Annotated in this window: 15 protein-coding genes; 8 read left to right on the forward strand and 7 right to left on the reverse strand. The window is 59.7% G+C overall.

Annotation, left to right across the window (positions count from 1 at the left end):
* Positions 1–58: 58 nt before the first annotated feature.
* Positions 59–1960, forward strand: coding sequence for a molecular chaperone HtpG (htpG, locus tag EV700_RS06550; protein ID WP_130411988.1), 1902 nt, complete (start codon positions 59–61; stop codon positions 1958–1960).
* Between the two features lie 59 nt (positions 1961–2019).
* Here the strand turns inward: htpG and rsmD are convergent, their stop codons facing one another.
* From rsmD to EV700_RS06565, 3 genes are read right to left on the reverse strand one after another with little or no spacing between them, the layout of a single operon-like run.
* A complete protein-coding gene (gene rsmD, locus EV700_RS06555) occupies positions 2020–2583 on the reverse strand; it encodes a 16S rRNA (guanine(966)-N(2))-methyltransferase RsmD (RefSeq protein WP_130411990.1) in 564 nt (187 codons plus the stop codon).
* Positions 2580–3980: a M16 family metallopeptidase gene (locus tag EV700_RS06560; RefSeq protein ID WP_130411992.1), complete on the reverse strand. Its 1401-nt coding sequence runs from the start codon at positions 3978–3980 to the stop codon at positions 2580–2582. The genes rsmD and EV700_RS06560 overlap by 4 nt, the downstream gene beginning before the upstream one ends.
* Positions 3977–5314, reverse strand: coding sequence for a M16 family metallopeptidase (locus tag EV700_RS06565; protein WP_130411994.1), 1338 nt, complete (start codon positions 5312–5314; stop codon positions 3977–3979). Before EV700_RS06565 ends, EV700_RS06560 begins: the two co-directional genes overlap by 4 nt.
* Positions 5315–5403: 89 nt before the next feature.
* Here EV700_RS06565 and ftsY point away from each other — a divergent pair, with 89 nt between their 5' ends.
* Positions 5404–6618, forward strand: a complete 1215-nt coding sequence (gene ftsY, locus EV700_RS06570; RefSeq protein WP_130411996.1) for a signal recognition particle-docking protein FtsY — start codon at positions 5404–5406, stop codon at positions 6616–6618.
* Positions 6619–6689: 71 nt separating this feature from the next.
* Here ftsY and EV700_RS06575 read toward each other — a convergent pair whose 3' ends face one another.
* Entirely contained in the window at positions 6690–7001 is a 312-nt protein-coding gene (locus EV700_RS06575) for a c-type cytochrome (protein WP_207224597.1), read from the reverse strand.
* 235 nt (positions 7002–7236) lie between these two features.
* Between EV700_RS06575 and rpoH the strand changes: the two genes are divergently transcribed.
* From rpoH to trmB, 5 genes are read left to right on the forward strand one after another with little or no spacing between them, the layout of a single operon-like run.
* Positions 7237–8103: an RNA polymerase sigma factor RpoH gene (rpoH, locus tag EV700_RS06580; protein WP_130412000.1), complete on the forward strand. Its 867-nt coding sequence runs from the start codon at positions 7237–7239 to the stop codon at positions 8101–8103.
* A gap of 60 nt (positions 8104–8163) precedes the next feature.
* Positions 8164–8532: a DUF423 domain-containing protein gene (locus EV700_RS06585; RefSeq protein WP_130412002.1), complete on the forward strand. Its 369-nt coding sequence runs from the start codon at positions 8164–8166 to the stop codon at positions 8530–8532.
* The gene (gene thiS / locus EV700_RS06590; protein WP_130412004.1) at positions 8533–8733 is read left to right on the forward strand and encodes a sulfur carrier protein ThiS; all 201 of its coding nucleotides are present in this window, start codon (positions 8533–8535) and stop codon (positions 8731–8733) included.
* A 5-nt stretch (positions 8734–8738) separates the two neighbouring features.
* Complete coding sequence (locus EV700_RS06595; protein WP_130412006.1) at positions 8739–9524, forward strand: thiazole synthase; 786 nt, start codon at positions 8739–8741, stop codon at positions 9522–9524.
* Between the two features lie 22 nt (positions 9525–9546).
* Complete coding sequence (gene trmB, locus EV700_RS06600; protein WP_130412008.1) at positions 9547–10266, forward strand: tRNA (guanosine(46)-N7)-methyltransferase TrmB; 720 nt, start codon at positions 9547–9549, stop codon at positions 10264–10266.
* Positions 10267–10272: 6 nt separating this feature from the next.
* Here the strand turns inward: trmB and EV700_RS06605 are convergent, their stop codons facing one another.
* The gene (locus tag EV700_RS06605; protein WP_130412010.1) at positions 10273–11628 is read right to left on the reverse strand and encodes an MBL fold metallo-hydrolase RNA specificity domain-containing protein; all 1356 of its coding nucleotides are present in this window, start codon (positions 11626–11628) and stop codon (positions 10273–10275) included.
* Between the two features lie 189 nt (positions 11629–11817).
* Here EV700_RS06605 and EV700_RS06610 point away from each other — a divergent pair, with 189 nt between their 5' ends.
* Complete coding sequence (locus tag EV700_RS06610; protein WP_130412012.1) at positions 11818–12891, forward strand: hypothetical protein; 1074 nt, start codon at positions 11818–11820, stop codon at positions 12889–12891.
* Positions 12892–12957: 66 nt separating this feature from the next.
* Here EV700_RS06610 and EV700_RS06615 read toward each other — a convergent pair whose 3' ends face one another.
* Both EV700_RS06615 and EV700_RS06620 read right to left on the reverse strand, forming a co-directional pair.
* Complete coding sequence (locus EV700_RS06615) at positions 12958–13170, reverse strand: hypothetical protein (protein ID WP_130412015.1); 213 nt, start codon at positions 13168–13170, stop codon at positions 12958–12960.
* Positions 13154–13750 (reverse strand): hypothetical protein, encoded by a 597-nt coding sequence (locus EV700_RS06620; protein ID WP_130412017.1) that lies wholly within the window; start codon positions 13748–13750, stop codon positions 13154–13156. The genes EV700_RS06615 and EV700_RS06620 overlap by 17 nt, the downstream gene beginning before the upstream one ends.
* Positions 13751–13756: the final 6 nt, after the last annotated feature.

Raw genomic sequence — 13756 nt, forward strand, 5'->3', positions numbered from 1 at the left:
TTTCACAGCCCCATCTTGGTTGCATCGAATTCTTCCGACTCAACCATGGAGAGCCCTGATGAGCGACCAAGCGACCCAAAAAGAAACGCGCGGCTTCCAGACCGAAGTGTCCAAGCTGCTGCACCTGATGATCCATTCGCTGTACAGCAACCCGGAAATCTTCCTGCGCGAGCTGATTTCCAATGCCTCCGACGCCGCTGACAAGCTGCGCTTCGAGGCCCTGAGCCAGCCGCAACTGCTGGAAGGCGACAGCGAACTGAAGATCTGGATCGACGTCGACAAGGACGCCAATACCATCACCCTGCGTGACAACGGTATCGGCATGAGCCGCCAGGAAGTCATCGACAACCTCGGTACCATCGCCCGTTCCGGCACCTCTGAGTTCATCAAGAACCTGTCCGGCGACCAGAAGAAGGATGCGCAGCTGATCGGCCAGTTCGGCGTCGGTTTCTATTCCTCCTTTGTCGTAGCCGAGCGGGTGGAAGTACTGACCCGTCGCGCCGGGTTGAGCGCGGCGGAAGGCGTGAAGTGGGAATCCGGTGGTGAAGGCGAGTTCAGCGTCGAGTCCGTGGAAAAGACGGATCGTGGCACCACCATCATCCTGCACCTGCGCCCCACGCAGACCGAGTTTTCGGACAGTTTCCGCCTGAAGAACATCATCCACAAGTATGCCGAACACATCGCCATTCCCGTCTGCATGCACAGCGAAAACTGGAAGGAAGACGGCGAGCGCGAAGTGGGCGATTACGAAGTGGTCAACAAGGCCTCGGCACTGTGGACCCGTCCACGCAACGAGATCAGCGATGACGATTACAAGGCCTTCTACCAGCACATCTCCCATGACTTCGACGAACCGCTGTCGTGGAGCCACAACAAGGTGGAAGGCAACCTGGAATACACTTCGTTGCTCTACATCCCCAAGCGCGCGCCGCAGGACCTCTACCATCGCGACGGCGTGCGCGGCCTGAAGCTGTATGTGCAACGCGTCTTCATCATGGATGACGCCGAACAGTTCCTGCCGATGTACCTGCGTTTCGCCAAGGGCATAGTCGACTCCAACGACCTGCCGCTGAACGTGTCGCGCGAGCTGCTGCAATCCGGCAAGGTGGTCGACAGCATGAAGTCGGCGCTGACCCGTCGCCTGCTGGACATGCTGACGCAAATGGCCGAGAACAAGCCGGAGGATTACGCGGTTTGCTGGGCGCAGTTTGGTCAGGTGCTGAAGGAAGGCGTGGCCGAAGATCACGCCAATCAGGACAAGGTGCTGAAGCTGCTGCGCTTTGCTTCGACCCACACCACCGATTCCATTCAGTCGGTGTCGCTGGCGGATTACGTGGGCCGCATGAAGGAAGGGCAGGACAAGATTTACTACATCACCGCTGACAGCTGGACGGCCGCCAGCCAGAGCCCGCATCTGGAAGTGTTCCGCAAGAAGGGCGTGGAAGTGCTGCTGCTGAGCGATCGTCTGGATGAATGGCTGATGAGCCACCTGACCCAGTTCGAGGGCAAGTCCTTCCAGCACGTCGCCAAGGGTGATCTGGACCTGGGCAAGCTGTCCAGCGAGGAAGACAAGCAGGCCGAGGAAAAGCTGCAGCAGGAAAGCCAGTCGCTGGTGGAACGCCTGAAGAAAGTGCTGGGCGACAAGGTGGAAGCGGTGAAGGCCACCCAGCGCCTGACCGATTCTCCGGCCTGCCTGGTGCGCAGTCAGTATGATCTGGGTGTGGCGCTGCGGCAGATGCTGGAAGCCAGCGGCCAGAAGCTGCCGGAATCGAAACCGACACTGGAAATCAATCCGCAGCATCCCTTGCTGGCGCGCATGGCCGGTACGGCGGATGACGGGCGTTTTGAGAACCTGGCGCTGATCGTGCTGGATCAGGCGACGCTGGCGGAAGGCAGTGCGCTGGCCGATCCGGCGGGCTATGTGAAGCGGATCAACGGCTTGCTGGGCGAGCTGGCGTAAGCCCGATTCGCATGCAGTAAAAAAGGGACGTCATGTCCCTTTTTTATGGCCTTGCCGACTCAAACCCGACGGGCAAGATACCCCTTCACCGACCCCGCCTTAGTTTCCTTGAAATACTCCCAACCCGCCGGAATACTCAATTCTTCCCAAGGCTTGTCCGCTTCCACATAGACCAGGCAATCCATCGCCAGCAATTGGCGCTCGGCCAATAACGCCATCACCGGCTGCCACAGGTTCAGCGCATAAGGCGGGTCGAGAAAAACCAGATCAAAGGGTTCGGTGATGCGGCTCAGCAAGGTCAGGCTGTCGCCGGTCCATACGTCGCCATTAGTTGCGCCCAGTTCCTTCAGGGTGGCCTGCAACTGCTTGGCCTGAACACCGCTTTTTTCCAGGAAAAGGCAGCCGGCCGCGCCGCGCGAAAGGGCTTCCAATCCCAGTGCACCGCTCCCTGCAAAAGCATCAAGGCAGCGCTTGCCCTGAATGTCGAACTGCAGCCAATTGAAGACGGTTTCTCGCACGCGGTCCGGGGTGGGGCGCAGGTCGTCCACGGCCAGGAAGCGGACATTACGCCGCTTCCACTGGCCGCCGATGATGCGCAGCGTGCTGGTTGAAGGCTTGCTCATTTCTTGACGTCGACGCCCTGACCGACGGTGACATACAGCATTTTGTCAGGATTGACGTGCGCCTTCAGCGCCTTGCGCACCTGATCGGCGGTGACGCCGCGGATACGGTCGGGGAAGGTTTCCAGATAATCCAGCGGCTCGTTGTAGAAGCCCATCGAGGCGATGTAGGCCAGGATGTCGCTGTTGCTGGCGGTGCTTTGCGGGAAGCTGCCGAGGATGTTGTCCTTGGCTTCCTGCACTTGCGCCTCTGTTGGTCCTTGCTTGATGAAGTTGCGCAGCAGGTCGCGAATCAGGTCGAGCGCCTGCCCGGTCTGGTCGCCGCGCGTGGAGAGGTTGATGATGAACGGTCCCTGCGAGCGCATCGGCACGAAGCTGCTGTAGACGCCGTAGGTCATGCCGCGCTTCTCGCGCAATTCCTGCATCAGCACGGTATTGAAACCGCCGCCGCCCAGGATTTCGTTGCCCACGGCCAGGGCGGTCTGATCGGGATCGCCGCGCTTGATGCCGGGCTGGCCAATCATGATATGAGTTTGCTGCGAGGGAAATTGCAGGTGCAGGTGCCGTGCGCGGGTGAGGCCGGGCGCATCCGGCAGGGCCGGCGCGGGTTTGCCTTCCGCCAGTTGCGAGCTGATCCGTTCGGCGATCTGTTGCGCCCGCTTTTCATCAATATCGCCGACCAGCGCAATGACGGCGTTAGCGGCCACGAAATATTGCTGGTGGAAATTACGCAAATCCTCAATCTTGATGGTCTTCAGCGTGTCCGCCGAGCCTGTGGGGGGCAGGGCGTAGGGATGCCAGGCATACAGATTCTTGTAGAACAGCACGCTGGCTTGCGAGGCCGGGGATTGCTGCTTCTGTTGCTGGCCGACCTGGGCGCTGTCAAAAATACGGTTGAAGGCGGCGTCCGGGAAAACCGGGTGCGCCACGACATCGGTGAAAACCTCCAGCGCCGGTTCCAGATACTTGCCGTCGCTGAGAACGCGCAGGTCGGCAATCGACATGTCGCGATAGGAGGAGGCGTCGAAGGACGCGCCCAGATTCTCGAAAGCGGTAGCGATGGCGGACGTGTCGCGGGTGGGGGTGCCCTCGTCCATCATGCGGCTGACCAGGCTGGCGATGCCGGATTTCTCGCCGTCACGGGCCGAGCCGGCATCGAAGACAAGGCGGATGTCGAGCATGGGCAGGTCATGGGTTTCCACAAACATGACCTTGCTGCCCTGAACCGTCTGCCAGCTTTTGACCTTGATGCTGCGGTTGGGAACCGGAGCATTCTTCACTTGCGGAATACTGGTCAGTTTGTCGAGCGAGGTCAGCGGTCCGGCGGTCACGACCGCGCCCTCGGGGGCCGCCACGGCAATGGCGGGAATCAGCGCCAGTAATTTGAGCATGGTTTTCATCGGGCTTCCCCCACGGTCAGGTCGGCCGGTTTCAGCAGCAGCGAGGTCATGTTGGCCGACGTCAGCCAGCGCTTGGCGGCGTCGCGGATATCGTCCGGCGTCACCGCCTTGAGGTTGTCGGCCAGGTTGTCCATGGTTTTCCAGCCCAGGCCGATGCTTTCCAGCATGCCGATCAGGTTGGCCTGTTCCTGGATGTCGTCCTGGCGGAACACATTTTCGGCCAGGATGCCGGTATAGACCCGTTCCAGTTCCTCGTTGGAAATGCTCTCGGTTTTCAGGGCTTCCAGTTCGTCGAGGATCTTCTGGCGGGCCTGCTCCAGCGTGACGCCTTCGGAAGGAATGGCGGTCAGGGTGAACAGGGTGTCGCCGCGCGCCATCATGTTATAGCTGCTGCTGATGGCGGTCAGCGAGCGCTGGGTGCGCACCAGCCGGCTCTCCAGACGTGCGCTGAGGCCGCCGTCAAGGATGCTGAGCAGCATGCGCAGGGCATAGGCATCCTTGGGGGCGGCGGCCGTGGTCAGGCTGGGGACATTGAAGCCCATGTACAGCGCCGGCACCTTGGCGGGCAGCGATAACTGCATTTCGCGCTGGCCGGGTTGGGGAATTTCACGGGGGGCCGGAATGACGGGTGTGTTCTGTGCGGGAATGGCGCCGAAATACTGCTCGGCCTGCGCCTTGATCTGCTGCGGATCGACATCGCCGACCACGACCAGCGTGGCGTTGTTCGGCGCATACCACAGCCGGTACCAGGCGGTCAGATCTTCCACCTTCATGCTTTGCAGATCCTGCATCCAGCCGATGGTGGGCGTGCGATGCGGGGTGGTGAACAGGGCCATGGCCTGAAATCGTTCCAGCGCCTGGGACTGGGGATTGTCCTCGGTGCGCTGGCGGCGTTCCTCCATGACCACCCGGATTTCCTGGGCGAAGGCGTCCGGATTCATCTTCAGGTTGACCATACGGTCGGCTTCCAGCTCCAGCGCCAGCGGCACGCGATTACTGCTGTAAACCTGATAGTAGGCGGTGTAATCGTCGGTGGTGAAGGCGTTGTCGGAGCCGCCGAACCAGGCGACCAGCCTCGAGAACTCACCAGACGGCACTTTTTCCGTGCCCTTGAACATCATGTGTTCCAGCGCATGCGACATGCCGGTTTTTCCGGGCGGTTCGTAACTGGAGCCGATCCTGTACCAGACCTGGGTTACAGCCACCGGCGCGCGATGGTCTTCGCGCACCACGACCTTCAGTCCGTTGGCCAGGGTGAACTCCTGGGTGGGGGATGCATGAGCTGTCAGGGACAGCGCCGCCAGCAGCGGGTAGAGCCACGGTTTGCAACGCATAGCGAGAGCTTTTTATAGGGAGAATGCCAGAGGAGTGGTAGCATAGCGCAACTTTTTCGGGTGCTTTGTTAATCTTTGTGGATGACCCTATGTCTGAACATGACAACCCGGCTGACGCCAAAACCGGCTCCAAGAGCTGGTTCTCCTGGAAAAAACCGGACAACGGCGCGACCCCCGCCGCCGCTGATGAAACACCGATCAGTGTTCCTGATGATGAAACCGCGGACTGGGCTTGGGAAGGCAGCACGGATGTAACCCTGCCCAGCTTGCCGGCCGTGGATGTCCCCATTATTGAAAACCCGCGCAGCGCGCCGGTTGCCGATGCCGTGACCGCGCCCTCAGCGTCGTTAGAAGAAGAACATCCCCATACGCCCGGTTCCGGCAGCAGTTTCTTCTCGCGGATGAAGTCCGGGCTTTCGCGTACGCGCGACACCTTCACCAACGGCATGGTCACCCTGCTGATCGGCGGCAAGGAAATTGATGACGAGCTGCTGGAAGAAATTGAAACGCAAATGCTGGTGGCGGACATGGGCGTGGAGGCGACCCGCACCATTATCGGCAAGCTGACCGAACGCGTTTCCCGCAAGGAATTGACGCATTCCAACGGTCTCTACAAGGCCTTGCAGGAAGAGCTCGTCGAGCTGCTGGCGCCGCGCGTGAAGCCGCTGCACATTGATCCCGCCAAGCGCCCCTACGTGATCCTGATGGTCGGTGTGAACGGCGTCGGCAAGACCACCACCATCGGCAAGCTGGCGAAGCGCCTGCAAAAGGAAGGCAAGAAGGTGATGCTGGCGGCGGGCGATACGTTCCGCGCGGCGGCGGTCGAGCAATTGCAGGTTTGGGGTGAACGGAACAACATCGCCGTGGTGGCGCAGGGGACCGGCGCGGACTCCGCTTCGGTCGCTTTTGACGCCCTGCAAAGCGCCAGGGCCAAGGATGTCGATGTACTGATCATCGACACCGCCGGACGCCTGCACACCAAGTCGAACCTGATGGAAGAGCTGAAAAAGGTGAAGCGCGTCATCCAGAAGCTGGATGGTGCGGCTCCGCACGAAGCCATGCTGGTGGTGGATGCGGGCACCGGCCAGAACGCCATTGCCCAGGTGCAGGAGTTTGACCAGGCGGTGGGGCTGACCGGCCTGACCATCACCAAGCTGGATGGCACCGCCAAGGGCGGCGTGCTGTTCAATATCGCCAGCCGCACCCATGTGCCCATCCGCTACATCGGGGTGGGGGAAAAGATCGACGACCTGCGGCCTTTCGTGGCCAAGGAGTTCGTGGCGGCGTTGTTCCAGACGGAATAAGCCGCACCGATCCGCCAATAAGAAAGGGAGGCCAATGCCTCCCTTTCTTATTGCGTCGGGCTAGCCGACGATTACTTGGCCTTGCTGACCATGTAATCCACGGCGGCCTTGATTTCACCTTCTGTACAGTTGGCGCAGGTGCCCTTGGCGGGCATCATGCGGATACCGGCCAGCGCGTGACTGTACAGGGTGGGTTTGCCTTGGGCGATACGTGGAGCCCAGGCAGCCTTGTCGCCGAACTTGGGGGCGTTCATCAGGCCGGCGGTGTGACAAGTGGTGCAGACAGCCTTGAAGACCGCTTCACCATTACGGTCAGCAGCAGCGGCAAAGCCGGAAGCCATCATCACGCCAAGGGCGGTCAGCGCAAGCAGGGACTTTTTCATGGTCAACTCTCCGAGGTGGGTTAATGGCCTGATGATAACAGATAATCATGTTGGATTTATATCACATTGTGATTGATTTGCGTCAATTTCAAAACGGCTCCCGGGATTATCTTTCCAGTGTAAAGAAGCCTTACACAACCGCCATAAAACCCTTGCAATTGGGGCTGGAGCGCCTAAGCTAACGGCGGTATTATTAAAGTATCAACGTTCACTTTTACCCGTAGGAGAAGCACGCATGAGCACCAGTCGCGGTCTTGTACCGGTGACGCTCGCCGCACCCGGAGCCAATCTGGGCGCGTACATTGCCAATGTCAATCAGGTCGCCATCCTCACCGTCGAGGAAGAGCGCGAACTGGCTGAGCGCTATTTCTATGAAGAAGACCTGGATGCCGCCCGCCAGTTGGTGTTGGCGCACCTGCGTTTCGTGGTGCATATCGCCCGCAGTTACGCCGGTTACGGCCTGCAGCAGGCAGACCTGATCCAGGAAGGCAACGTCGGCCTGATGAAGGCGGTCAAGCGTTTCGATCCGCGCATGGGCGTGCGTCTGGTGTCGTTCGCCGTGCACTGGATCAAGGCGGAAATCCACGAATACGTGATCAAGAACTGGCGCATCGTCAAGGTCGCCACCACCAAGGCCCAACGCAAGCTGTTCTTCAACCTGCGCGGCATGAAGAAAGGCAGCCGCAGCCTGACCCAGGCCGAAGCCGAGTCGATCGCCAGCGATCTGAACGTGACGGCGGAGCAGGTGCTGGAAATGGAAGGCCGCCTGTCGGCTTACGATGCTTCCTTTGAAGCCAGTGTCTCGGATGATGAGGATGAGCGCGCCGCGCACGCCCCGGCCCTGTATCTGGAAGACAACCGCTACGATCCGGCGCGCATGCTGGAAGAGTCGAACTGGGAAGAGGACAGCACCGAACGCCTGGTGGCCGCGATGGGCCGTCTGGATGACCGTTCGCGCGACATCCTGACCCGACGCTGGCTGGCCGATGACAAGGCCACGCTGCACGAACTGGCGGCGGAATACAACGTCTCCGCCGAGCGGATCCGCCAGCTGGAAAAGAATGCGATGGAAAAGATCAAGACGGCGATGCTGACAGCCTGATCCCGGCAACGCATAATACCGGCCGCGCTTTTGCGCGGCCTTTTTATTGGAGCGATCACCATGTGGGTGGCGTTGGGAAGTCTGAACCTGGCCCTGGCGGTCGCGCTGGGGGCCTTTGGCGCGCATGGTCTGAAAGCCCGCCTGACGGCTGAGCAGCTGGCTTGGTGGCATACGGGCTGTGACTATCATTTCATTCACGCGCTGGGACTGCTGGCCGTGGGCCTGCTGGCGGCGGCGCGGCCTGATCTGTCGCTGAGTCGCGGTATTGGTTTTTGCCTGCTGACGGGCATCGTGATTTTTTCCGGTTCGCTGTACGCGATGGCGCTGGGCGCGCCGCGCTGGTTCGGGGCGATTACGCCCATCGGCGGGCTGGCGTTTATTGCCGGTTGGGTCTGGCTGGCCGTTGCCGCCTGGCAAAAGGGGATTTGAATGCAGATTCTGGTGAACGGCGCGCCGCAAGAATTGATCGAGGGTTCCACGGTGCTGGAACTGTTGCAGCAGCTGGAACTGACCGGTAAGCGGCTGGCGGTGGAAGTGAACGCGAACATCGTCCCCCGCAGCCGTCATGCCGAAACCCGGTTGCAGCCGGGCGACAAGGTTGAAATTGTCCACGCCATTGGCGGAGGTTGAACGTAATGAATGATGAGATGCTGTTGCTGGCCGGTAAGACCTATGAATCCCGGCTACTGGTGGGTACGGGCAAGTACCGCGACCTGGAAGAGACCCGACTGGCCATTGAGGCCAGCGGCGCGGAAATCGTGACGGTGGCGGTACGCCGCACCAACATCGGCCAGACGCCCGGCGAGCCCAACCTGCTGGATGTGATCAGCCCGGACAAGTACACCATCCTGCCGAATACCGCCGGTTGCTATACCGCTGACGACGCGGTGCGCACCTGCCGTCTGGCCCGCGAATTGCTGGACGGACATTCGCTGGTCAAGCTGGAAGTGCTGGGTGATGAAAAGACCCTGTACCCGAACGTGGTGGAAACGCTGAAGGCGGCGGAAGTGCTGGTCAAGGATGGTTTCCAGGTGATGGTCTATACCTCGGATGATCCCATCATTGCCAAGCAGCTGGAAGAAATGGGTTGCGTGGCGGTAATGCCACTGGGCAGCCTGATCGGCTCCGGCCTGGGCATCATCAATCCGTATAACCTGCGCATCATCATGGAACAGGCGACGGTACCGATCATTGTCGATGCCGGGGTCGGCACCGCTTCCGATGCCGCCATCGCCATGGAACTGGGCTGCGCCGGGGTGCTGATGAACACTGCCATTGCCAAGGCGAAAAATCCGGTGCTGATGGCCTCCGCGATGAAGAAGGCTGTCGAAGCCGGTCGCGAGGCCTGGCTGGCCGGACGCATGCCCCGCAAGCTTTACGCCTCGGCTTCCAGTCCGCTGGACGGCCTGTTTTTCAAGTAACCCGATCAGAAGTCCCGCTGCCATGACTGAACCCGTTGCCAATCCCGCCGCCGATGTTCCCGAGGAACACAAGCGGCGCATCCTGACTTTCATGAAGCGCTCGTCGGCATTCACCACCTCGCAAAAGCAGGGGCTGGAACAGTTCGGCGGCCGCTACCTGCTGAACATGGAAGGCCAAACCTTCAATCAGGAGGCCGTGTTTGGTCGCGTGGCACCGCTGACGGTGGAAATCGGTTTCGGTATGGGCTATTCGCTGGTGCAGATGGCGCAGGCCGCGCCGGAGCGCGATTTCATCGGCATCGAGATTCATCCCAACGGCATTGCGCAAATCTGTTTTGAAGCGGGTAGCGTGGATCTGCCCAACCTGCGGGTGATGGATGCCGACGCCCTGCTGGCGCTGGAGCATTTCTTCCCCGATGCCTGTATTGACACGGTGCAACTGTATTTTGCCGACCCCTGGCCGAAGAAGAAGCACCACAAGCGTCGTTTTGTGCAGACGCACATCATGCAGTTGATTCGCCGCAAGCTGAAGACGGGCGGGGTGTTCCACGCCGCGACCGACTGGCAGCCCTATGCGGACTGGATGCTGGAGATTCTGGAAGTCGCTGAGGGGTTCGAGAACATGGCCGGGCCCGGACAGTTTGCCGAACGCCCGGATTTCCGTCCGTTGACCAAGTTCGAGAACCGTGGCCAGAAGCTGGGCCACGGTGTGTGGGACGTGCTTTACCGCAAGGTGGCCTGACCGCGCTCAGACGGTGATGGTCTGCATGTATTCCGCGACCTTCACCGTCATCGGCGTTTGTTCCTCGATGTATTTGCGCTGGTGGTCGGCGGCATCCGGCTCGCCATGCACCAGATAGATGCGGGTCTGCGGCGTCAGCGCCGAGGCCTTCAGCCATTCCGTGATTTCCGCATAATCCGCGTGACCCGACAGGCCGTCGAGCAATTCGACATGCGCCGCGCAGGGCACATAAGCCCCGTGAATCTTGATCGCTTCGGCCCCTTCCAGCATATTCGCCCCCCGCGTTCCCCCCGCCTGAAATCCGGTAAACATGATGGTGTTTTTCGGGAAGGGCAGCAGCCGCTTCATGTGATGCAGGATGCGTCCGCCGGTGGCCATGCCGCTGCCCGCGATGATGATATGGCTGCCGTCTTCCTCGCTCAACTGCTTGGACTGATCGACGGTGCGGGTAAAGGTAGTGGCCTGGCAGAGGCTGCGGCATTCCTCCGCGCTCAACCGGTGCAGCTCGTTGTATTCGCAATAGATTTCCGACGCATCAATCGCCATCGGGCTGTCGAGGAAAATCGGCACGCGCTTGATGCGTTGTTCATCCATCAGCCGCGTGAGCATGTGCAGGAGTATTTGCGTGCGGCCGACCGCGAAGCTGGGCACCGCCAGTACACCGCCGCGCCGGGCAGTCTCATTGACAATGGTTTCCAGTTGCTGCCACGGATCGTTGCTGGTGTGCTGCCGGTTGCCATAAGTGGACTCCAGTACCAGCAGATCCAGCGCGGGCAGCGGCGCGGGCGGGAACATGAACAGGTCGTTGGGCCGACCGACATCGCCCGAGAAACCGACGGTTTTGCCTTCCCCGGCGATGATGGTGCTGCCCGCACCCAGCAGGTGGCCGACGGGATGCAGATGGATGGTCAGATCGCCGACCTTGAACGGATGGTCGAAGGACACGCCTTTCAGCAGACGGCAACTGGCGACGGCGGTGTCGATGTCGTAAAGCGGTTCCGGCTTTTCGTGCTTGCCGATCTTGTGGCGCTCGTAAAATTTGGCGTCTTCTTCCTGCAAATGCCCGGCATCGCGCAGCAGGATTTCGCTGAGCGCCTTGGTGGCGTGATGGCAGTACACCGGGCCGCGAAAGCCTTCCTTGTACAGCACCGGCAGGTAGCCGGTGTGGTCGATGTGCGCGTGGGTGAGGATGACGGCATCCAGCGACGAGGCCTTGAAAGGCAGGGGCTCGCGGTTGCGCTGGCGCAGCCATTTGTAGCCCTGGTAGAGGCCGCAGTCGATCAGGATTTTGGTGTCGCCGGAGGTCAGCAGGTATTTGGAGCCGGTAACGGTCTGGGTGGCGCCGAGGAACTGGATTTTCATGGGGACGTCCGCTTGGAGGATGGCTACGGCGGCTTTGGCAGTAACCTTATGATTTGTATGTACTATGCGGGGGCGGCGGTGTCAATGGGAGGCGTGTGGCGCAGGTGGCGGCTGCCCGATGTGGCTGTTGAGGGTACCGGGTACTGAGGTAGGATGAGGAGTATCTGATGATCAAGGATTTATAACTTCATGAGCAATCACTATATCGTGGCGTGGGACGCCCGGCATCACGGTATGCCGAAGGACTTTGCTGTGGCCGGTGAGCAAGCGGCGCGGCTTTTGACACAGGAAGAGGGGCCGTCAGCAGGTCTGCAAAGTTTTGCGGAAGAGGTGGCCGCCTACCTGCAAAATTGTGGCGAAGAGGGGTGGCAGCAGTTCTTGTGGGATTTACCGGGCCGTGCCAAGGGGAATGGACGCGCCGCGATGCGCATTGAAATGCCATATGAGGATTGGCAGCATATTCTGGTAAAAATGGTGGAGGTCGCTGCAAAGCATCAGGTGGTGCTATACAACGAGAATCTGGTGATGGTGTTCTTGCCCAGCGGCCAGGTGTTGCCGGCGGCGCGTAATAAGATCTGGCAAGGCCTGCAAGCAGCTTGGAGTGCGGGTAGTGAGTTTCCGCAGACCAAGGGCCAATTCAAGAAATGGTTTGATCCGCAGTTTGATACGGTTCTTGCTCGACATGGCAATTTCGTTAAAGATAAAAATCCATGGGAGAACCGGCTTGTTGCATTTATAAGAGATGGTGATTTTTGTAAGCAATATATTAGTTATATCTGTGATAACTATGATGGTGTACTAAATGTTGAAGTTTCTTTAAGAGTATCTTGTAAGGCGGTACAAGAGATATGTCAGCATTTTAAGTTTTTTGGAGAGGATACTGTATTTTCGGCTGACCTTTTCTTTCGTGTTCTTAAGTGGCCGACTGAACGTCGTGATATTAGCTCCTTTCAAGATGCGGATCGATGGCTAAATGCTATGGAGGAAGCCTTGTTCCCTGCTATGGATTTAGCATGCACGATTCAGGGATTAGACTTATTGTTGAATGGCGAAGCAGACACACGCTATCGAGATCATTTTCATAATTATGTGTTTAAGCCACAGTGCCTAATTGTGGCGCGTTTGGCTGGTAATCCTCGATTTGAGGAGCTTGTTGAAGAGCTAAGTGTAGAAACCGGTTGGCATGCAAATGCATCGGTGAGAAAAACAGAATGGCCAAGGCTTGTACAGTATTTGCGAGAGGAAGTTAAGCCAATCGTGTGATGGGATTGCGGAGAAGATTAAGCTGATGGTTTGATGGCATTGATCTGTTCGCCATCGAATACAAAATCAGCCTTCCCCCTCCACAAACGCCCGTAACCGTGGAAACAGCATCACCGCTGCCAGCGAACTGCCCGACAGTTCCGCCAGTAACAACAGGCAGCGCCGGGCATCGTCGGGATAATCCCGGCGATGCTCCCGGTAGAGCGCCACATACACGGAGTCCGGCGACAAATCCCCGTTCACCGCCATCCCGGGCAGCGGCTCAATACTGCGAGCCACCGCCAGCCTCCTCACCCGGTTCGCCATCCTTCAGAAAGGCGGAGTCGTCACCCGGTTGCATCAACTGATCGTTACTTAGCGTGTGCGCCGTGGTTGTAGCGGCCGCCGATGCTACCGGCGCGGCCGAGACGACGCCGGGTACAACCGGCGACGTGGTGCGGATGACCCCGCCCCGAGAACCTGTTTCGGCTGACATCGCCGACGGCTCGCTGTCATGGCCAAACAGGTTGGAGATCCAGCCGGTAATGCCCCCGGACGATCCACCTGACCCGTTTTCACCGTTGGGCATGGGTAGGGCGCCGGTACTCTCCGTAACCTGGCCCGAGCCCTTAACGGCAGCCGTGGCCGACGCTTCATGATCCGGTTGACTGTATACATCCGCCCCCGGTCCAACCGGCTCCAGCCGGTGATAAGCGCCCTGCGGGTCGGCATCCGCGCCGGAACCCAGTTTCAGCAGCAGCGCGATCAGGCCGAACAGGGCCGCAATTACCATCCATGGCCAGCGCGAGGGCTTGCCCCTCGTCATTTCCGCACCGCGCAGGGTGGTGGCGCCATTGACGCCCGCGCTCCGCAATTTCATCACTTT

Origin of the sequence: Fluviicoccus keumensis, assembly GCF_004217445.1 — a bacterium.
Classification (GTDB): domain Bacteria; phylum Pseudomonadota; class Gammaproteobacteria; order Pseudomonadales; family Moraxellaceae; genus Fluviicoccus; species Fluviicoccus keumensis.

Bases quoted from the DNA above. Each gene is read 5' to 3' on its own strand.
- EV700_RS06620 (WP_130412017.1), bottom strand. From the start codon at position 13,750: ATGAAATTGCGGAGCGCGGGCGTCAATGGCGCCACCACCCTGCGCGGT.
- EV700_RS06595 (WP_130412006.1), top strand. From the start codon at position 8,739: ATGAATGATGAGATGCTGTTGCTGGCCGGTAAGACCTATGAATCCCGG.
- EV700_RS06585 (WP_130412002.1), top strand. From the start codon at position 8,164: ATGTGGGTGGCGTTGGGAAGTCTGAACCTGGCCCTGGCGGTCGCGCTG.
- trmB (WP_130412008.1), top strand. From the start codon at position 9,547: ATGACTGAACCCGTTGCCAATCCCGCCGCCGATGTTCCCGAGGAACAC.
- htpG (WP_130411988.1), top strand. From the start codon at position 59: ATGAGCGACCAAGCGACCCAAAAAGAAACGCGCGGCTTCCAGACCGAA.
- EV700_RS06575 (WP_207224597.1), bottom strand. From the start codon at position 7,001: ATGAAAAAGTCCCTGCTTGCGCTGACCGCCCTTGGCGTGATGATGGCT.
- thiS (WP_130412004.1), top strand. From the start codon at position 8,533: ATGCAGATTCTGGTGAACGGCGCGCCGCAAGAATTGATCGAGGGTTCC.
- EV700_RS06605 (WP_130412010.1), bottom strand. From the start codon at position 11,628: ATGAAAATCCAGTTCCTCGGCGCCACCCAGACCGTTACCGGCTCCAAA.
- ftsY (WP_130411996.1), top strand. From the start codon at position 5,404: ATGTCTGAACATGACAACCCGGCTGACGCCAAAACCGGCTCCAAGAGC.
- rsmD (WP_130411990.1), bottom strand. From the start codon at position 2,583: ATGAGCAAGCCTTCAACCAGCACGCTGCGCATCATCGGCGGCCAGTGG.
- EV700_RS06610 (WP_130412012.1), top strand. From the start codon at position 11,818: ATGAGCAATCACTATATCGTGGCGTGGGACGCCCGGCATCACGGTATG.
- rpoH (WP_130412000.1), top strand. From the start codon at position 7,237: ATGAGCACCAGTCGCGGTCTTGTACCGGTGACGCTCGCCGCACCCGGA.
- EV700_RS06565 (WP_130411994.1), bottom strand. From the start codon at position 5,314: ATGCGTTGCAAACCGTGGCTCTACCCGCTGCTGGCGGCGCTGTCCCTG.
- EV700_RS06560 (WP_130411992.1), bottom strand. From the start codon at position 3,980: ATGAAAACCATGCTCAAATTACTGGCGCTGATTCCCGCCATTGCCGTG.